20 protein-coding genes are annotated in these 17,895 nt (G+C 60.2%); 19 read left to right on the top strand and 1 reads right to left on the bottom strand.

Features of this window, described 5'->3' with window-relative positions:
• Window positions 1-24 precede the first annotated feature (24 nt).
• Both ACJ8PN_RS19120 and ACJ8PN_RS19115 read left to right on the top strand, forming a co-directional pair.
• On the top strand, window positions 25-660 hold the full coding sequence (locus tag ACJ8PN_RS19120) for a DUF1007 family protein (protein WP_442535158.1): 636 nt from the start codon (window positions 25-27) through the stop codon (window positions 658-660).
• Entirely contained in the window at window positions 651-1,673 is a 1,023-nt protein-coding gene (locus tag ACJ8PN_RS19115; protein WP_442535157.1) for a nickel/cobalt transporter, read from the top strand. Before ACJ8PN_RS19120 ends, ACJ8PN_RS19115 begins: the two co-directional genes overlap by 10 nt.
• A 56-nt stretch (window positions 1,674-1,729) precedes the next feature.
• On the opposite strand, the gene suhB is transcribed toward ACJ8PN_RS19115, so the two are convergent.
• Window positions 1,730-2,533, bottom strand: a complete 804-nt coding sequence (gene suhB, locus ACJ8PN_RS19110; RefSeq protein ID WP_004941400.1) for an inositol-1-monophosphatase — start codon at window positions 2,531-2,533, stop codon at window positions 1,730-1,732.
• Window positions 2,534-2,652: 119 nt separating this feature from the next.
• On the opposite strand from suhB, the gene trmJ reads away from it, so the two are divergent.
• The 17 genes from trmJ (at window position 2,653) to hisS (ending at window position 17,883) form a co-directional block, all read left to right on the top strand.
• On the top strand, window positions 2,653-3,387 hold the full coding sequence (trmJ, locus tag ACJ8PN_RS19105) for a tRNA (cytosine(32)/uridine(32)-2'-O)-methyltransferase TrmJ (protein WP_015378781.1): 735 nt from the start codon (window positions 2,653-2,655) through the stop codon (window positions 3,385-3,387).
• Window positions 3,388-3,580: 193 nt separating this feature from the next.
• The gene (gene iscR, locus ACJ8PN_RS19100) at window positions 3,581-4,075 is read left to right on the top strand and encodes a Fe-S cluster assembly transcriptional regulator IscR (protein WP_004941404.1); all 495 of its coding nucleotides are present in this window, start codon (window positions 3,581-3,583) and stop codon (window positions 4,073-4,075) included.
• A gap of 54 nt (window positions 4,076-4,129) precedes the next feature.
• Window positions 4,130-5,344: a cysteine desulfurase gene (gene iscS / locus ACJ8PN_RS19095; RefSeq protein ID WP_015378780.1), complete on the top strand. Its 1,215-nt coding sequence runs from the start codon at window positions 4,130-4,132 to the stop codon at window positions 5,342-5,344.
• A gap of 24 nt (window positions 5,345-5,368) precedes the next feature.
• Window positions 5,369-5,755, top strand: a complete 387-nt coding sequence (iscU, locus tag ACJ8PN_RS19090; protein WP_004941408.1) for a Fe-S cluster assembly scaffold IscU — start codon at window positions 5,369-5,371, stop codon at window positions 5,753-5,755.
• 54 nt (window positions 5,756-5,809) lie between these two features.
• Window positions 5,810-6,133: an iron-sulfur cluster assembly protein IscA gene (gene iscA / locus ACJ8PN_RS19085; protein WP_004941410.1), complete on the top strand. Its 324-nt coding sequence runs from the start codon at window positions 5,810-5,812 to the stop codon at window positions 6,131-6,133.
• 62 nt (window positions 6,134-6,195) lie between these two features.
• Window positions 6,196-6,717, top strand: coding sequence for a co-chaperone HscB (gene hscB, locus ACJ8PN_RS19080; RefSeq protein WP_004941412.1), 522 nt, complete (start codon window positions 6,196-6,198; stop codon window positions 6,715-6,717).
• A 32-nt stretch (window positions 6,718-6,749) separates the two neighbouring features.
• Window positions 6,750-8,600: a Fe-S protein assembly chaperone HscA gene (gene hscA, locus ACJ8PN_RS19075; protein WP_171454556.1), complete on the top strand. Its 1,851-nt coding sequence runs from the start codon at window positions 6,750-6,752 to the stop codon at window positions 8,598-8,600.
• Window positions 8,601-8,602: 2 nt separating this feature from the next.
• A complete protein-coding gene (fdx, locus tag ACJ8PN_RS19070; protein WP_004941417.1) occupies window positions 8,603-8,938 on the top strand; it encodes an ISC system 2Fe-2S type ferredoxin in 336 nt (111 codons plus the stop codon).
• Between the two features lie 32 nt (window positions 8,939-8,970).
• The gene (gene iscX, locus ACJ8PN_RS19065) at window positions 8,971-9,171 is read left to right on the top strand and encodes a Fe-S cluster assembly protein IscX (RefSeq protein ID WP_006327336.1); all 201 of its coding nucleotides are present in this window, start codon (window positions 8,971-8,973) and stop codon (window positions 9,169-9,171) included.
• 83 nt (window positions 9,172-9,254) lie between these two features.
• On the top strand, window positions 9,255-10,550 hold the full coding sequence (gene pepB, locus ACJ8PN_RS19060) for an aminopeptidase PepB (protein WP_033632327.1): 1,296 nt from the start codon (window positions 9,255-9,257) through the stop codon (window positions 10,548-10,550).
• Between the two features lie 89 nt (window positions 10,551-10,639).
• Window positions 10,640-11,470 carry an enhanced serine sensitivity protein SseB gene (gene sseB / locus ACJ8PN_RS19055; RefSeq protein ID WP_171454555.1) on the top strand — a complete coding sequence of 277 codons (831 nt, stop codon included), beginning with the start codon at window positions 10,640-10,642 and terminating at the stop codon, window positions 11,468-11,470.
• Between the two features lie 162 nt (window positions 11,471-11,632).
• Window positions 11,633-12,058 carry a nucleoside-diphosphate kinase gene (ndk, locus tag ACJ8PN_RS19050; protein WP_004941424.1) on the top strand — a complete coding sequence of 142 codons (426 nt, stop codon included), beginning with the start codon at window positions 11,633-11,635 and terminating at the stop codon, window positions 12,056-12,058.
• Between the two features lie 232 nt (window positions 12,059-12,290).
• Window positions 12,291-13,487, top strand: coding sequence for a bifunctional tRNA (adenosine(37)-C2)-methyltransferase TrmG/ribosomal RNA large subunit methyltransferase RlmN (locus ACJ8PN_RS19045; RefSeq protein WP_004941426.1), 1,197 nt, complete (start codon window positions 12,291-12,293; stop codon window positions 13,485-13,487).
• A 99-nt stretch (window positions 13,488-13,586) separates the two neighbouring features.
• Window positions 13,587-14,336: a type IV pilus biogenesis/stability protein PilW gene (gene pilW / locus ACJ8PN_RS19040; protein ID WP_171454554.1), complete on the top strand. Its 750-nt coding sequence runs from the start codon at window positions 13,587-13,589 to the stop codon at window positions 14,334-14,336.
• The gene (rodZ, locus tag ACJ8PN_RS19035) at window positions 14,326-15,300 is read left to right on the top strand and encodes a cytoskeleton protein RodZ (RefSeq protein ID WP_033632328.1); all 975 of its coding nucleotides are present in this window, start codon (window positions 14,326-14,328) and stop codon (window positions 15,298-15,300) included. Before pilW ends, rodZ begins: the two co-directional genes overlap by 11 nt.
• Before the next feature lie 47 nt (window positions 15,301-15,347).
• Window positions 15,348-16,469, top strand: a complete 1,122-nt coding sequence (gene ispG, locus ACJ8PN_RS19030; RefSeq protein ID WP_004941434.1) for a flavodoxin-dependent (E)-4-hydroxy-3-methylbut-2-enyl-diphosphate synthase — start codon at window positions 15,348-15,350, stop codon at window positions 16,467-16,469.
• A 139-nt stretch (window positions 16,470-16,608) separates the two neighbouring features.
• Complete coding sequence (gene hisS / locus ACJ8PN_RS19025) at window positions 16,609-17,883, top strand: histidine--tRNA ligase (RefSeq protein WP_049299977.1); 1,275 nt, start codon at window positions 16,609-16,611, stop codon at window positions 17,881-17,883.
• Window positions 17,884-17,895: the final 12 nt, after the last annotated feature.

Below are 17,895 nucleotides of genomic sequence, written 5' to 3'. Positions count from 1 at the left end.
AACAAATGCAGGTAAGACAGGATAATGATGAAGTTACGTCGTCTTTTGGCTGCCCTCGGCACCGTGTTCAGCGCTGGAGCGGCCGCTCATCCGCACAGCTTTATCGACATGAACACCACCTTCGTCGCCAAAGACCAGCGGTTGGTTGGCCTGAAAATGGTGTGGGTGATGGATGAAATCACCTCGGCGGATCTGCTCTACGATGCGAAAAACGCCAAGAGCGATTCGGAAGTGTGGAAAAAGCTGGCGGCGGAAGTGATGGCCAACGTGCTGGGGCAGCACTATTTCACCGACCTTTACCGCGACGGCAAGCCGGTGAAATACCTGAACTTGCCCAGCGAATATCACCTGTCGCGCCAGGGCAACCAGGCGGTGCTGGAGTTCGTGCTGCCGTTGGCCGAGCCGCAGCCGCTGGCGGGCAAGCCGTTCGAGCTTTCTACTTACGATCCGACTTATTTCGTGGATATGACCTATAAAGACCAAAATGCGCTGCATTTGCCGCCGGAGATGGCGCAGCAGTGCAGTTACAAGCTGATGACGCCGAAGCCGAATGCGTCGCTGCAGGCCTATGCGCTGTCGCTCGACAAGAACGACTCGCCCGGCGAAGACCTGGCGCTGGGGCAGCAGTTCGCCCAGCGGGTGACGCTGCAATGTCGCTGAATCTCTCGCCACCGACGATAAACCGGCGCCACTGGGCTTTCGGCCTGTGGCCGCTGCTGCCGTTCACGCTGGCGCTGGCGGCCGCCGCGCTGCTGGCGTGGCACTACTGGCCGCAGTTGCTGATGCAGAGTGTGGTATGGCAAAAAGCGCTGCATCAACAGATGGCGGGGCTGTTGCAGCAGGTGAAGGCCGCGCCGCAGCAGGCTGGGCTGGCGCTGATGCTGTTCAGCCTCGGTTATGGCGTTTTGCATGCGCTTGGGCCCGGCCACGGTAAAGTAGTGATCGCCACCTATCTGGCTACCCACCCGGCGCGGCTGAAAAGCAGCCTGAAGCTGACCTTCGCCGCTTCGCTGGTGCAGGGGCTGGTGGCGATCGCGCTGGTCACGTTGATGCTGGTGGTGTTGCAGCTCTCTTCGCGCCAGCTGCACCAAAGCAGTTTTTGGCTGGAGAAGGGCAGTTTTATTCTGGTGATGCTGCTTGGCGTGCTGCTGAGTTGGCGCGCGCTGAAACGTCTGTTTGCGGCGATCAAGGCGATGCGCCCGGCGCCGGCGCTGCGCATCAACAGCCTGACGCCGCTGGCGGCGGATCATGTCCACAGCGCCAATTGCGGCTGCGGCCACCGGCATCTGCCGAGCGACAGCGAGCTGCAGGCGGGAAGCGATTGGCGCACTCAGGCCGCCATCGTGCTGGCGATGGGCATGCGTCCCTGTTCGGGGGCGATTTTGGTGCTGCTGTTTTCCAAGGTGATCGGCGTGTTTGGCTGGGGCGTGATCTCCGCGCTGGCGATGGCGTTCGGCACCTCGTTGACCATCTCCATGCTGGCGCTGCTGGTGCATTACAGCCGCCGGCTGGCGGTGCGCCTCAGCCGTTCGCGCGCACCCGCCGCCTGGAGCGCAGTGGCCTGGGGGGCGTTGGCGCTGGCCGGTGGCCTGATCCTGCTGGCCGCCGGGCTGTTGCTCTACGTTAGCGCGCAGCCGGAATTCGGCGGCGGCATCCGGCCTTTCTCCCGCTAACGGGCATAAAAAAAGCGCTGCATTGGCAGCGCTTTTTTTCGATTCGCTTCTGGCGATTAACGCTTCAGCGCTTCGCTCAGTTCTTCACGCATGGTGGCCAGCATGGCTTTCACCACGCGCGGGTTGCCTGCGACCACGTTGCCGGAGCTGAAGTGGTTGTGGCCGCCGACGAAGTCGGTGACCAGGCCGCCGGCTTCACGCACCAGCAGTTCGCCTGCGGCGAAGTCCCACGGCTTCAGGCCGATTTCGAAGAAACCGTCCACGCGGCCGGCGGCGACATAGGCCAGATCCAGCGCAGCGGAACCGGTGCGGCGGAAGTCCGCGCACTGGGTGAACAGTTTGCCGACGATGTTGATGTAAGGCGTGGCGTGCTGTTTGACTTTGAACGGGAAGCCGGTCGCCAGGATGGTGCCATCCAGATCTTTGGCGTTGGTGCCGCGCAGACGGTAACCGTTGAGCTGTGCGCCCTGGCCGCGCGTGGCGGTGAACAGTTCGTTGCGCATTGGATCGTAAACCACGGCCACTTCGGTACGGCCTTTGATGCGTACGGCGATGGAAACGGAGAAATGAGGGAAACGTTTGATGAAGTTTGCAGTGCCATCCAGTGGATCGATCACCCATTGCACATCGCGATCTTCGCCGATCAGCTCACCGCGTTCTTCGCTCACGATACTGTGTTGCGGATAAGACTTGCGGATGACGTCGATGATCAGATGCTCTGCATCGCGATCGACGTTGGTGACGAAGTCATTGGTCCCTTTCTGGCTCGCTTCTACAGCGTCCGGGGTTTCGTAGTTTTTGGCAATCAGGTTACCGGCCTTGCGCGCAGCGCGCACGGCGATAGTCAGCATCGGATGCATGGGTATCTTCCAACTAGGATGTTAAAGAACAGGAAACGGCGCGAAGTATAGCAGCTGTTCGGCAAATTGCCTACGGCTGTGTTAAGATGCTGCGATTTTCCGCCACGCTCAGAGTTTGTATGCTGCACAATATCCGCATTGTTCTGGTAGAGACTTCACATACCGGCAACATGGGCTCGACCGCCAGAGCCATGAAAACCATGGGTTTAACCAACCTTTATCTGGTTAATCCGCTGATCAAACCCGATTCTCAGGCCATCGCCCTGGCCGCCGGCGCCAGCGACGTGATCGGCAACGCCACTATCGTCGATACCCTCGATGACGCCATCGCCGGCTGCAGCCTGGTGGTGGGCACCAGCGCACGTTCTCGCACCTTGCCGTGGCCGATGCTGGAGCCGCGCGAATGCGGCGTGCGCGCGGTGCACGAAGGCGAGCACGCGCCGGTGGCGCTGGTGTTCGGCCGCGAACGCGTCGGGCTGACCAACGATGAATTGCAAAAGTGCCACTACCACGTCGCCATTCCGGCCAACCCGGACTACAGCTCGCTGAACCTGGCGATGGCGGTGCAGATCCTGGCGTACGAAGTGCGCGTGGCTTACCTCGATCGCCAACAGGCGGGCGCGCCACAGCTGGAAGAGACGCCGTATCCGCTGGTGGACGACCTCGAGCGTTTCTATCAGCATCTGGAGCAGACGCTGCAGCGCACCGGTTTCATTCGCCCGTCGCATCCGGGCCAGGTGATGAACCGTCTGCGTCGGCTGTTCACCCGCGCGCGCCCGGAAGGGCAGGAGCTGAATATCCTGCGCGGCATGCTGACGTCGATCGAGAAACAGGATAAACATCAAGGTAATTAATTGATGTGGCATCACGGTGGGCGACAATAGTATTAGTTATCCAAAGGTTATAACATGTATTTTATATACCTTTGTTCTTGCTAAGTTCAAAACGTGCTAATACTTGAGTTAATTACTGGGTTAAATAGTTGACTGTTTTACTCGGGAATGTCAGACTTTCGGCCATATTTGACCAACAGGTAACCATTGAGCTATGAGACTGACATCCAAAGGCCGTTATGCCGTAACCGCTATGCTCGACGTAGCGCTGCATTCTCAGGAAGGGCCGGTGCCACTGGCGGACATTTCCGAACGCCAGGGTATTTCGCTCTCTTATCTGGAACAATTATTCTCCCGTCTGCGCAAGAATGGCCTGGTGGCCAGCGTGCGCGGTCCGGGCGGTGGTTATCTGCTGGGTAAAGACGCGGGTGAGATCGCCGTTGGCGCTGTCATCACTGCTGTCGATGAATCGGTAGATGCAACCCGTTGCCAGGGCAAAGAAGGCTGTCAGGGCGGCGATCGCTGCTTGACCCACGCCCTGTGGCGCGATCTGAGCGAGCGCATCAGCGGGTTCCTGAACAACATTACGCTGGCAGAACTGGTCAACAACCAGGAAGTGCTGGTGGTGGCGGATCGTCAAAACAACGATACGCGCCGCACGGCCAACGGTCGTCCGCAAGAAACTATCAACGTTAATCTGCGCGCATAAGCAGCTGGCGAAATTATTTTAGTTTTTGGAAGTGATGTACGGAGCACAAGAGCAATGAAATTACCGATTTATCTGGATTACTCAGCAACGACGCCGGTTGACCCGCGCGTTGCTGAGAAGATGATGCAGTTTTTGACCCTGGACGGCACTTTCGGCAACCCGGCTTCCCGTTCCCACCGTTTCGGTTGGCAGGCGGAAGAGGCGGTAGACATCGCCCGTAACCAAATCGCCGAACTGGTGGGCGCTGACCCGCGCGAAATCGTCTTCACCTCCGGGGCGACCGAATCCGACAACCTGGCGATCAAAGGCGCTGCCAATTTCTACCAGAAAAAAGGCAAGCACATCATCACCAGCAAAACCGAACACAAAGCCGTGCTCGACACCTGCCGTCAGCTGGAGCGCGAAGGGTTTGAAGTGACCTACCTGGCGCCGCAGAGCAACGGCATCATCAGCCTGCAGGATCTCGAAGCGGCGATGCGCGATGACACCATTCTGGTCTCCATCATGCACGTTAACAACGAAATCGGCGTGGTGCAGGACATCGAAGCGATCGGCGAAATGTGCCGCGCGCGCGGTATCATCTACCACGTTGACGCTACCCAGAGCGTGGGCAAACTGCCTATCGATCTGAGCAAGCTGAAAGTCGACCTGATGTCGTTCTCCGGCCACAAAATCTATGGCCCGAAAGGCATCGGCGCGCTGTACGTACGCCGCAAGCCGCGCATCCGCATCGAAGCGCAGGTACACGGCGGCGGTCACGAGCGCGGCATGCGTTCCGGTACCCTGCCTGTCCACCAGATCGTCGGCATGGGTGAAGCTTATCGCATCGCCAAAGAAGAGATGACCGAAGAGATGGCGCGTCTGCGCACCCTGCGTGACCGTCTGTGGAACGGCGTGAAAGATATGGAAGAAGTGTATCTGAACGGCGATCTGGAGCACGGCGCACCGAACATCCTGAACGTCAGCTTCAACTATGTTGAAGGCGAGTCGCTGATCATGGCGCTGAAAGACCTGGCCGTTTCTTCCGGTTCAGCCTGTACCTCCGCCAGCCTCGAGCCGTCCTACGTGCTGCGCGCGCTGGGCATGAGCGATGAATTGGCGCACAGCTCGATCCGTTTCTCCCTGGGGCGTTTCACCACGGAAGAAGAGATCGACTACACCATTCAACTGGTGCGTAAATCCATCGGCCGTCTGCGCGATCTGTCCCCGCTGTGGGAAATGTTCAAGCAGGGCGTGGACATCAACAGCATCGAATGGGCGCATCATTAATTCTCAGGTTTCAGGAGCAAGGTCATGGCTTACAGCGAAAAAGTAATCGATCATTATGAAAACCCGCGCAACGTGGGTTCTTTCGACAACGAAGATCCTACCGTCGGCAGCGGCATGGTAGGGGCGCCGGCTTGCGGCGACGTCATGAAGCTGCAAATCAAGGTTAACGATGAAGGCATCATCGAAGACGCGCGCTTTAAAACTTACGGCTGCGGTTCCGCCATCGCCTCCAGCTCGCTGGTGACCGAATGGATGAAAGGCAAGTCGCTCGATCAGGCTGAAGCGATCAAAAATACCCAGATCGCTGAAGAGCTGGAATTGCCGCCGGTCAAAATTCACTGCTCGATCCTGGCTGAAGACGCCATCAAAGCAGCGATTGCCGACTATAAGAGCAAGCATAGCGCCAAGTAATTTGTCTGAGTCGGCCCGGCCGCGCCGGGCTTTGATGTGAAGTGTGAGGTTGTGATGTCTATTACCATGAGCGACAGCGCTGCGCAGCGTGTTCAGGCGTTTTTGACGAACCGCGGCAAAGGTCTCGGCCTGCGTCTGGGAGTGCGAACTTCCGGCTGTTCCGGGATGGCGTACGTGCTGGAATTTGTTGACGAAGCCAACGATGACGACATCGTATTTGAAGACAAAGGCATCAAGGTGATCATCGACGGCAAGAGCCTGGTCTACCTTGACGGCACCGAGCTTGATTTCGTTAAGGAAGGCCTGAACGAAGGCTTCAAGTTCAACAACCCGAACGTCTCAAGCGAGTGCGGCTGCGGCGAGAGTTTCAACGTCTGACAGTCCATCGTGCTCCCCCGTTTCGGCGGGGGAACTTCATCCGCTAACGCCCAGAGCACGCTATGGATTACTTTACTTTATTCGGGCTGCCAGTTCGCTACACCGTGGACGGCAGCCTGCTTGCGTCCCGCTTCCAGGATCTGCAACGCCAATTCCACCCCGATCGTTTCGCCAACCAACCGGAGCGCGAACGCCTGATGGCGTTGCAGCAGGCGGCGACCATCAACGAAGCCTACCAGGCGCTGAAGCACCCGTTAAAACGCGCGGAGTATATGCTATCTTTGCACGGCTTCGATCTGGGCAACGAACAGCATACGATGCGCGACACCGCGTTCCTGATGGAACAGCTGGAACTGCGCGAAGAGCTCGACGCCATTGAGCGCAAGCCGGAGGCGGAAAGCCTGCTGGCCGATTTCGGCGCGCGGCTGGCCGTCTCCATCAAACAGCGCAGCGCGCTGATGCTGCAGCAGTTGGACAGTGAGCAGTGGGCGGACGCCGCCGACACCGTGCGCAAGCTGCGCTTTTTGGACAAACTCCAGCAACAGGTTGAACAACTCGAAGAAAAACTGCTGGGTTTTGAGTAACACCTTCTGATTCTGATTGTGGAAGCTTCAACATGGCCTTATTACAAATTAGTGAGCCTGGCCTCAGCGCCGCGCCGCACCAGCGACGCTTGGCCGCCGGCATCGACTTAGGCACCACCAACTCGTTGGTCGCCACGGTGCGCAGCGGGCAGGCGGAAACGCTGGCCGACGAACAGGGGCGCCATTTGCTGCCTTCGGTGGTGCATTATCAGGCGGACGCGCAGCGCGTCGGCTGGGAGGCGCGCCAACAGGCGGCGCAGGATCCGGCCAATACCGTCAGCTCCATCAAACGCATGATGGGCCGCTCGTTGGCGGACGTGCAGCAACGTTACCCGAACCTGCCGTATCAATTTCAGGCCAGCGACAACGGCCTGCCGCTGATCGTCACCGCCGCCGGCCCGGTTAATCCGGTCGGCGTCTCCGCCGATATCCTGCGGGCCCTGTCCGCGCGCGCGCAAGCGGCGCTGGAAGGCGAGCTGGACGGCGTGGTGATCACCGTTCCCGCTTACTTCGACGACGCGCAGCGCCAGGGCACCAAAGACGCGGCGCGTCTGGCCGGCCTGCACGTTCTGCGCCTGTTGAACGAACCGACTGCGGCGGCGATCGCCTATGGGCTGGATTCCGGCCAGGAAGGGGTGATCGCGGTTTACGATCTGGGCGGCGGCACCTTTGATATCTCCATTCTGCGCCTCAGCCGCGGCGTGTTCGAAGTGCTGGCGACCGGCGGCGATTCCGCGCTGGGCGGCGACGACTTCGATCATCTGTTGGCCGACTGGCTGCGCGAGCAGGCCGGCGTGGCCGATCGCAGCGACCACGGCGTGCAGCGCCAACTGCTGGATGCTGCCATCGCCGCCAAAATCGCGTTGAGCGATGCCGACAGCGTGCGCGTCGAGGTGGCCGGCTGGCAGGGCGAGGTGTCTCGCGCCCAGTTTGAAGCGCTGATCGCTCCGTTGGTGAAACGCACGCTGATGGCCTGCCGCCGGGCGCTGAAAGACGCCGGCGTCGCCGCCGACGAGGTGCTGGAAACGGTGATGGTTGGTGGCTCCACCCGCGTGCCGTTGGTGCGTGAGCAAGTGGGCGCCTTCTTCGGTCGCACGCCGCTGACGTCGATCGATCCGGATAAAGTGGTCGCCATCGGCGCCGCGATCCAGGCCGACATCCTGGTGGGCAACAAACCGGACAGCGACATGCTGCTGCTGGACGTGATCCCGCTGTCGCTGGGCCTCGAAACCATGGGCGGCCTGGTGGAGAAAGTGATCCCGCGCAACACCACTATCCCGGTGGCGCGCGCGCAGGAGTTCACCACCTTTAAAGACGGCCAGAGCGCGATGATGATCCACGTGCTGCAGGGCGAGCGCGAGCTGGTGCAGGATTGCCGTTCGCTGGCGCGCTTTACGCTGCGCGGCCTGCCGCCGCTGCCCGCCGGGGGCGCGCACATTCGCGTCACCTTCCAGGTGGATGCCGACGGCCTGCTGAGCGTCACCGCGATGGAGAAATCCACCGGCGTTGAAGCCTCGATCCAGGTCAAGCCGTCGTACGGCCTGTCGGACAGTGAAATCGCCGGCATGATCAAGGATTCGATGGCCAACGCGCAAAGCGACGTGGGCGCGCGCAAGCTGGCGGAGCAACGCGTGGAAGCTGCGCGGGTGCTGGAAAGCCTGCAGGGCGCGCTGGCCACCGACGCCGCGCTGCTGAGCGAGGCGGAAAGCCAGGCGATCGCCGCCGCGACCCAGGCGTTGCAGCAGGCGGCGCAGGGTGAAGATCCCGCCGCTATCGAAGACGCCATCAAAACATTAGATGCACAAACGCAAGATTTTGCCGCGCGCCGCATGGACGCTTCCATTCGCCGCGCGCTGGCTGGCCATTCTGTGGATGAGGTTTAACCATGCCTAAAATTGTTTTCCTGCCCCATCAAGATCTTTGCCCGGAAGGGGCGGTTCTGGAAGCCGAAAAAGGGGAGTCGATCCTCAACGTTGCGCTGCGCAACGGCATTGAAATCGAGCACGCCTGCGAGAAATCCTGCGCCTGCACCACCTGCCACTGCATCGTGCGTGAAGGCTTCGATTCGCTGGAAGAGAGCAGCGAGCTGGAAGACGACATGCTGGACAAAGCGTGGGGGCTGGAGCCGGAAAGCCGTCTGAGCTGCCAGGCGCTGGTCGCCGACGAAGATCTGGTGGTCGAAATGCCGCGTTATACCGTCAACCACGCGCGTGAGCATTAATTGTTAGCCGCAGCGTCAACCCGGAGATCATAATGGGACTGAAGTGGACCGACAGCCGTGAAATCGGCGAAGCCCTGTACGACCAATACCCGGATACCGATCCGAAAACCGTGCGTTTTACCGACATGCATCAGTGGATCTGCGATCTGGAAGAGTTCGATGACGATCCACAGGCTTCCAACGAAAAAATACTGGAAGCGATCCTGCTGGTCTGGTTAGATGAAGCGGAGTAAATAGCGTAACGGGCTGCCATGGGCGGCCCGTTTATTTTGTATCCGACAAGATTAATAAAAGAATAATCCGGAGTAAGAAGGCTATGACAACAGAATTCATGCAGGTCACGCTGTCGCAACAACCTGCCGACGCCCGCTGGGGCGAAAAAGCGCTGCTGAGCACCAACGGCGAAGGGATGACCATTCACCTGACCGGCGCCGACAAGCTGGGCGCGATCCAGCGCGCGGGCCGCAAAATTGACGGCCAGGGCATCAAAAACGTCAAGCTGGCCGGCGACGGTTGGGATTTGGAAAACAGCTGGGCGTTCTGGCAAGGCTATCGCGGGCCGAAAGGGCAGCGCAACGTCGAATGGGCCGAGCTGCCGGAAGCCGCGCGTCAGGAACTGGATAAGCGCCTGAAGATCGTCGACTGGGTGCGCGACACCATCAACATGCCGGCGGAAGAGCTGGGGCCGGAGCAACTGGCGACCCGCGCCGTCGATCTGATGTGCGACGTCGGCTGCGATGCCGTCAGCTACCGCATCACCAAGGGCGAAGATCTGCGCGAGCAGAACTATGCCGGCATCCACACCGTCGGCCGCGGCTCCGAGCGCCCGCCGGTGCTGCTGGCATTGGACTTCAACCCGACCGGCAACCCGGATGCGCCGGTGTTCGCATGCCTGGTCGGCAAGGGCATCACCTTCGACAGCGGCGGCTACAGCCTGAAGCAAAGCGCCTTTATGGATTCGATGAAATCCGACATGGGCGGCGCGGCCACCATCACCGGCGCCCTGGCGCTGGCGGCGGCGCGCGGCCTGAAGCAGCGCGTGAAGCTGTACCTATGCTGCGCCGACAACATGGTCAGCGGCAACGCCTTCAAACTGGGCGACATCATTCGCTACCGCAACGGCAAAACCGTCGAGGTGATGAACACCGATGCGGAAGGGCGCCTGGTGCTGGCCGACGGCCTGATCGACGCTTCTGAGCAGAACCCGCAGCTGATTATCGACTGCGCCACCCTGACTGGCGCGGCGAAAACCGCGGTAGGCAACGACTATCACGCGCTGTTCAGCTTTGACGACGCGCTGGCGCAGGAGCTGCTGAGCAGCGCCGCCGCCGAGCACGAGCCGTTCTGGCGTCTGCCGCTGGCCGAGTTCCACCGCAGCCAGCTGCCGTCCAACTTCGCCGAGCTGAACAACGTGGCCGGCCCGGCCTATACCGCCGGTGCCAGCACCGCGGCGGCCTTCCTGTCGCATTTCGTCAAGAATTACCAACAGGGCTGGCTGCACATCGACTGTTCCGCCACCTACCGCAAAGGCGCGGTGGATCAGTGGTCGGCCGGCGCGACCGGGCTGGGCGTGCGCACCCTGGCCAATCTGTTGCTGAGCAAAGCCAAATAATTGAACGCCCGCCGCGTCGGGCGCTAGAATGCGCATTATCTTCGGGGCCCAGCATGCTGGGCCTCGCTATTTGATCCCTGGAGTTTGCCATGAGTGCCCATCATCACGATGCCGCCCCGAGCGAGAACGAACTTGAACGCCTGTTGAAGCTGGCGGTGACGGAGCCGGCCCACCGTCCGGCGTTCTTCCGTGAACTGCTCGACGCCACGGTGCTGATCCTCGGCGACAGCGAGCAGGTGCAGCAGGACGGCGACATTACGCTGAACGCGGATACGCCGGTCAATATCCAGCATTGGGAAAAGCAGGACGGCGGCAGCATCATTCCGTTCTTCACTTCGCTGGATGCGTTGCAGAAGGCCGTTGAGGACGAACAGCCGTTCATCGCCATGCCGGCGCGGGTGCTGTTCGAAATCACCCAGGGTGCGGATCTGTTCCTCAACCCGAAGGCGGAGTACGGCAAAGAGTTCTATCCGGAAGAGGTGGCGATGCTGCTGGCGACCGGTGGCGTCGTCAAACCGGTGGAGCATTACGTCGACAAAGAGACCCAAATCCTGTTGGGGCAGCCCGAAGAGTATCCGTCGGCGATGGTGGATGCGCTGACCACGCTGTTTAGCCAGCGTAAGCCGGTGCGTCGCGCGTTTCTGGCGCTGATGCACGACCAGGCGGCGGACGAGAAGCCGAATCTGCTGATCGGGCTGGAAGTGGATGCCGAGCCGGCGGAGATCGAGGCGTTGATCAACGAGGCCGGCAGCGTCGCCAGCGAAACGGCACCGAATGACGAACCGGTGGATTTCTGCCTGGTATCGGAGAAAGAGCGGGGCATCAGTCACTACCTGATCGCCCATACGCAGCCGTTTTATCAGCGCCGCTGGGGCAGTTGGCTGCGCAATGTGATCCCGTCTACCGACAAGACCCAATAACGTCGGTGCGCCGCTGAAAGTGGCGAATGAAGATCATATTTTTTTAATGAAATGTTGATTTTCCCGTAGGCAAGCGTTAACGGCGCACATATAATCTGCGCCACTTGAGAAGGCCGGCAACATTGCAGACCGGCCTGTTTTGGAAGTCATACAGAGGCCATCATGACCGTAGAACGTACCTTTTCCATCGTTAAACCAAACGCTGTAGCCAACAACGACATCGGCGCTATCTACGCGCGTTTCGAGCGCGCCGGTTTCAAAATCATCGCCGCTAAAATGCTGCGTCTGACTCGCGAGCAAGCTGAAGGCTTCTACGCTGAGCACAAAGGCCGCCCATTCTTCGACGGTCTGGTTGAGTTCATGACCTCCGGCCCAATCATGGTGCAGGTTCTGGAATCTGAAAACGCCGTGCAGCGCAACCGCGACATCATGGGCGCAACCAACCCGGACAACGCACTGGCCGGCACCCTGCGCGCCGACTACGCGGACAGCTTCACCGCTAACGCCGTTCACGGTTCCGACTCCGTTGAATCCGCACAGCGTGAAATCGCTTACTTCTTCAACGAAAGCGAAATCTGCGCACGTTAATCGTGCCGTTGCTGATAGCCAGGCATTCACCGGCTGAAACAATAAAAATGCCCTGAATGCCTTTCAGCCATAGAAACCCGCTACTAAAATTTGTACAATGCCGCGCCCCTGATAAGACGACTTGTCAGGGGCGTGTTTTTAGTGCCGCCACCCGAATCATGCGGGCTGAAATGCACAACTTACTTTCCATTCTTTAGCGCCATAACGTGTAATAACGAGGCCAGAGATCATTATGTTAGAACCCATCACGTCCGAGCACACCGTGTCTGAAAATAATTCGCTGACTACCCCCTCCGTTAACGTGGAGCAACCGGCTGCGGCCAAAATCAACCTGCTGGATCTGAACCGCCAGCAAATGCGCGAGTTCTTCGCCGAAATGGGCGAGAAACCGTTCCGCGCCGATCAGGTGATGAAGTGGATTTATCACTACTGCTGCGACGATTTCGAGCAGATGACCGACATCAACAAAGTCCTACGCGGCAAGCTGCAGCGCGTGGCGGAGATCCGCGCGCCGGAAGTGGCGGAAGAACAGCGTTCGGCCGACGGCACCATCAAGTGGGCGATTAAGGTGGGCGATCAGCAGGTCGAAACCGTGTATATCCCGGAAGCCGACCGCGCGACGCTGTGCGTCTCCTCGCAGGTAGGCTGCGCGCTGGAGTGCAAATTCTGTTCGACGGCGCAGCAGGGCTTCAACCGCAACCTGCGCGTGTCGGAAATCATCGGCCAGGTGTGGCGCGCGGCGAAGATCATCGGCGCGCTGAAGGTGACCGGCCAACGCCCGATCACCAACGTGGTGATGATGGGCATGGGCGAGCCGCTGCTCAACCTGAACAACGTGGTGCCGGCGATGGAAATCATGCTGGACGACTTCGGCTTTGGCTTGTCCAAACGGCGCGTGACCCTGTCTACCTCCGGCGTGGTGCCGGCGCTGGACAAGCTGGGCGACATGATCGACGTGGCGCTGGCCATTTCGCTGCACGCGCCGAACGACACCATCCGCGATGAGATCGTGCCGATCAACCGCAAGTACAACATCGAGACCTTCCTGTCCGCGGTGCGTCGCTACCTGGAGAAATCCAACGCCAACCAGGGCCGCGTCACCGTCGAGTACGTGATGCTGGATCATATCAACGACAGCACCGACGACGCGCATCAGCTGGCGGAAGTGCTGAAAGACACGCCGTGCAAGATCAACCTGATCCCATGGAACCCGTTCCCGGGCGCTCCGTACGGCCGCAGCTCCAACAGCCGGGTGGATCGTTTCTCCAAGGTGTTGATGGAATACGGCTTTACGACTATTGTTCGTAAAACCCGTGGTGACGATATCGACGCCGCCTGCGGGCAACTGGCGGGTGAAGTGATCGACCGTACCAAGCGTACCCTGAAAAAGAAAATGGCCGGGGAACCTATCAACGTACGGGCGGTCTGAATCCTATAGCACCATTTTTTTGTTATCTAACAGCCTGTTATGCGAAAGATTGACGCTAATGGGCGTTAGCTGGCGGCCGATAAGGAAATGAATGCGGGCATGAAGCTGAAACTGTGGGGGGTGTGGCTGGCGGCAGGACTGTTGGCCGGGTGTTCCGGTTCAGCACCGGAAAAGGAAGCACAGGTCTCTGAAGCGGGCCAGACGCGGTTGCAGCTGGGCCTGGAGTACCTGCAGCAAGGCGACATGAACGCCGCGCGCCAGAACCTGGAAAAGGCGCTGGACGCGGCCCCGCAGGATTACCGCACGCAGTTGGGCATGGCGCTCTACGCGCAGCGCAGCGGTGAAAACGCCGAGGCCGAACAGCGTTATCGGCAAGCGCTCAAACTTGCGCCGGGCAATGGCACCGTACTGAATAATTACGGTGCGTTTCTTTGCGGTTTAGGGCAGTATGTACCGGCGCAACAGCAGTTTAGCGCTGCGGCGCTGGCGCCCGATTATGGCCAGGTCGCCGACAGCCTGGAAAACGCAGGTTACTGTTTTCTCAAGGCCGGACAAAACGATGAGGCGCGCACGCTGTTGAGCCGCGCGCTAAAAGTCGATCCGGACAAAGGCGCTCCGCTGCTGGCGGAGGCCGAAAAGCAATTTGGAGAAGGGAAGCGCGCCCAGTCGCAACTTTTATTGGATGTTTATCAGCATGTTCTGCCGGCCAGCGCCAGCAGCTTATGGTTACAGATTCGTTTCGCCGCGTTAGCCGGCCGCCAGGATAGCGTTCAACGCTATGGCAAGCAGCTAGCGCGAAGTTTTCCACAATCCAAACAGTACCAGCAGTTCTTAGCTAATGAATACTGAAGCCTCCCAAGATAAAACCGTATCCATGACGACGGGCCAGCGCCTGCGTCAGGCCCGTGAGCAACTCGGGCTGAGCCAACAGACCGTTGCAGAACGCCTGTGTCTCAAAATGTCCACCGTGCGCGATATCGAGGAAGACAGCGTGTCCGCTGACCTCGCGTCCACCTTCGTGCGCGGCTACATCCGTTCCTACGCCAAGCTGGTGCATCTGCCGGAAGACGAACTGCTGCCGATGCTGGCCAAGCAGGCGCCGTTGAAGATGGCGAAAGTGGCGCCGATGCAAAGTTTCTCGCTGGGCAAGCGTCGCAAGAAACGCGACGGCTGGCTGATGAGCTTCACCTGGCTTATCGTGTTCGTGGTGATCGGCCTGACCGGCGCCTGGTGGTGGCAAAACCACAAGGCGCAGCAGGAAGAGATCGCCACCATGGCCGATCAATCCTCGGCGCAGCTTTCACAGAATAACGAAGGGCAGTCCGTGCCGCTGACCGACGGCAATGCCGACGCCGGCACCAACGTGCCGTTGACCGACAACAGCGCCGCGCCGGCTGATACCGGCGCAGCGGCTCAGGCGCCGGCGGCGACCGCCCAGGCGCCGAGCGCGGCTCAGCAGCAGCCTGCCGTGGTGTCGCCAAGCCAGACCACCCTGCCGGAAACCGCGCCGGTGGCGCAAGCGCCGTTGCCGACCGCCGATGCGGGCGTGGCTGCGCCGGCGGCCGATCCGAACGCGCTGGTGATGGATTTCTCCGCCGACTGCTGGCTGCAGGTGACTGACGCGAGCGGTAAAACGCTGTTCAGCGGCACCCAGAAGCAAGGCGGCAAGCTGAACCTGACCGGCACTGCGCCGTACAAACTGACCATCGGTGCGCCGGCGGCAGTTCAGATCCAGTATCAGGGTAAACCGGTTGATTTAAGCCGGTTCGTTAAGTCAAACCGTGTTGCTCGCCTGACCGTCGCCGCGCAGTAATCGCGCGGCACCGGTCGTGATGTCAGAGCAGCAATGGAGAGTAAGTAATGCATAACCAAGCGCCCATCAACCGTCGAAAATCTACACGCATTTACGTCGGCAAGGTGCCTATTGGTGATGGCGCGCCGATTGCCGTGCAGTCGATGACCAACACCCGTACCACCGATGTTGAAGCAACGGTTAATCAGATCAAAGCGCTGGAGCGCGTGGGCGTCGACATCGTCCGCGTTTCGGTTCCTACCATGGACGCCGCCGAGGCGTTCAAACTGATCAAGCAGCAGGTCAACGTGCCGTTGGTCGCCGATATCCACTTTGATTATCGCATCGCACTGCAGGTGGCCGAATATGGCGTAGACTGCCTGCGCATCAACCCGGGCAACATCGGCAACGAATCGCGCATTCGCTCGGTGGTGGACTGCGCCCGCGACAAGAACATCCCGATTCGCATCGGCGTCAACGGCGGCTCGCTGGAAAAAGACCTGCAGGAAAAGTACGGCGAACCTACGCCGGAAGCGCTGCTGGAATCCGCCATGCGCCACGTCGACATCCTCGATCGCCTCAACTTCGACCAGTTCAAGGTCAGCGTCAAGGCGTCGGACGTGTTCCTGGCGGTGCAATCCTACCGCTTGTTGGCGTCGCGCATCGATCAGCCGCTGCACCTGGGCATCACCGAAGCCGGCGGCGCGCGCAGCGGGTCGGTCAAATCGGCCATCGGCCTGGGTATGCTGCTGTCTGAAGGCATCGGCGATACCCTGCGCATCTCGCTGGCGGCGGATCCGGTCGAAGAGGTGAAGGTCGGTTTCGACATCCTGAAGTCGCTGCGCATCCGCGCGCGCGGCATCAACTTCATCGCCTGCCCGACCTGCTCGCGTCAGGAGTTCGACGTGATCGGCACGGTGAACGCGCTGGAGCAGCGCCTGGAAGACATCATCACGCCGATGGACGTTTCGATCATCGGCTGCGTGGTGAACGGCCCGGGCGAAGCGCTGGTGTCCACCATGGGCGTAACCGGCGGCCACAAGAAGAGCGGCTTCTATGAAGACGGCGTGCGCCAGAAAGAGCGTTTCGACAACGAACAGATGATCGACCAGCTGGAAGCGAAAATTCGCGCCAAGGCCGCGATGATGGACGAAAGCAAACGCATCACGGTCAACCTGCTGGAAAAATAAGCGTTATCGCTACACGGCGGGCCTGTTGGCCCGCTTGTTTATGAACCTGAAGGGCAGAAAACCGCATCCGCGTTGAATACCGGGCGGCAAAGTCCCTATAATCGGGTTCATTTTTACAGACAACGGACAGAGAACTCACGTGGCAAAGAACATTCAAGCCATTCGCGGCATGAACGACTACCTGCCGGAAGAAACGGCATTATGGCAGCGTATTGAAGGCACCCTCAAGCAGGTGCTGGGCGGCTACGGTTACAGCGAAATCCGGTTGCCGATTGTAGAGCAGACCCCGTTATTCAAACGCGCGATCGGCGAAGTGACCGACGTCGTGGAAAAAGAGATGTATACCTTCGAAGACCGCAACGGCGAAAGCCTGACGCTGCGTCCGGAAGGGACGGCTGGCTGCGTGCGCGCCGGCATCGAACATGGTCTGCTGTACAATCAGGAACAGCGTCTGTGGTACATCGGCCCGATGTTCCGCTACGAGCGCCCGCAGAAGGGGCGTTACCGTCAGTTCCATCAGCTGGGCGCGGAAGTGTTCGGCCTGCAAGGCCCGGATATCGACGCCGAGCTGATCCTGCTGACCGCCCGCTGGTGGAAAGCGCTGGGCATCGCCGAGCACGTCAAGCTGGAGCTGAACTCCATCGGTTCGCTGGAGGCGCGCGCCAACTACCGCGACGCGCTGGTGGCGTTCCTGGAGCAGCACGTCGAGGTGTTGGACGAAGACTGCAAACGCCGCATGTACAGCAACCCGCTGCGCGTGCTGGACTCCAAAAATCCTGAGGTGCAGGCGCTGCTGAACGACGCGCCGCGCCTGTCCGAGTACCTGGATGAAGAATCCCGTGCTCACTTCGCCGGTCTGTGTGAACTTTTGGCGCAGGCAGGTATCCCATATACCGTTAACGAGCGCCTGGTGCGCGGTCTGGATTACTACAACCGCACCGTGTTTGAGTGGGTGACCACCAGCCTGGGCGCGCAGGGCACCGTCTGCGCGGGCGGCCGTTACGACGGCCTGGTCGAGCAACTGGGCGGCCGCGCCACCCCGGCGGTCGGTTTCGCCATGGGCCTCGAGCGTCTGGTGCTGCTGGTGCAGGCGGTCAACCCGGAATTCAAGGCGCCGTCGGCTATCGACGTGTACGTCATTTCTTCCGGCGCGGGCACCCAGAGTGCGGCGATGCGGCTGGCTGAACAGGTGCGCGACGCGGCGCCGCAGCTGAAGCTGATGACCAATTACGGCGGCGGCAACTTCAAGAAGCAGATCACCCGTGCGGACAAATGGGGCGCGCGCATCGCGCTGATCCTGGGTGAGAGCGAAGTGGCGGCGCAGCAGGTGGTGGTGAAAGACCTGCGCAGTGGTGAACAAGAAACGCTGGCGCAAAGCGAAGTCGCTGCGCGTCTGGCTTTGATGTTAGGTTAAGGAGAAGGACAC

Source organism: Serratia sp. CY76391, assembly GCF_052166695.1.
GTDB classification, from domain to species: Bacteria; Pseudomonadota; Gammaproteobacteria; order Enterobacterales; family Enterobacteriaceae; genus Serratia; species Serratia nematodiphila.
The sequence above is the reverse complement of the archived record's forward strand: the minus strand, read 5'-3'. Positions and strand labels throughout refer to the sequence as shown.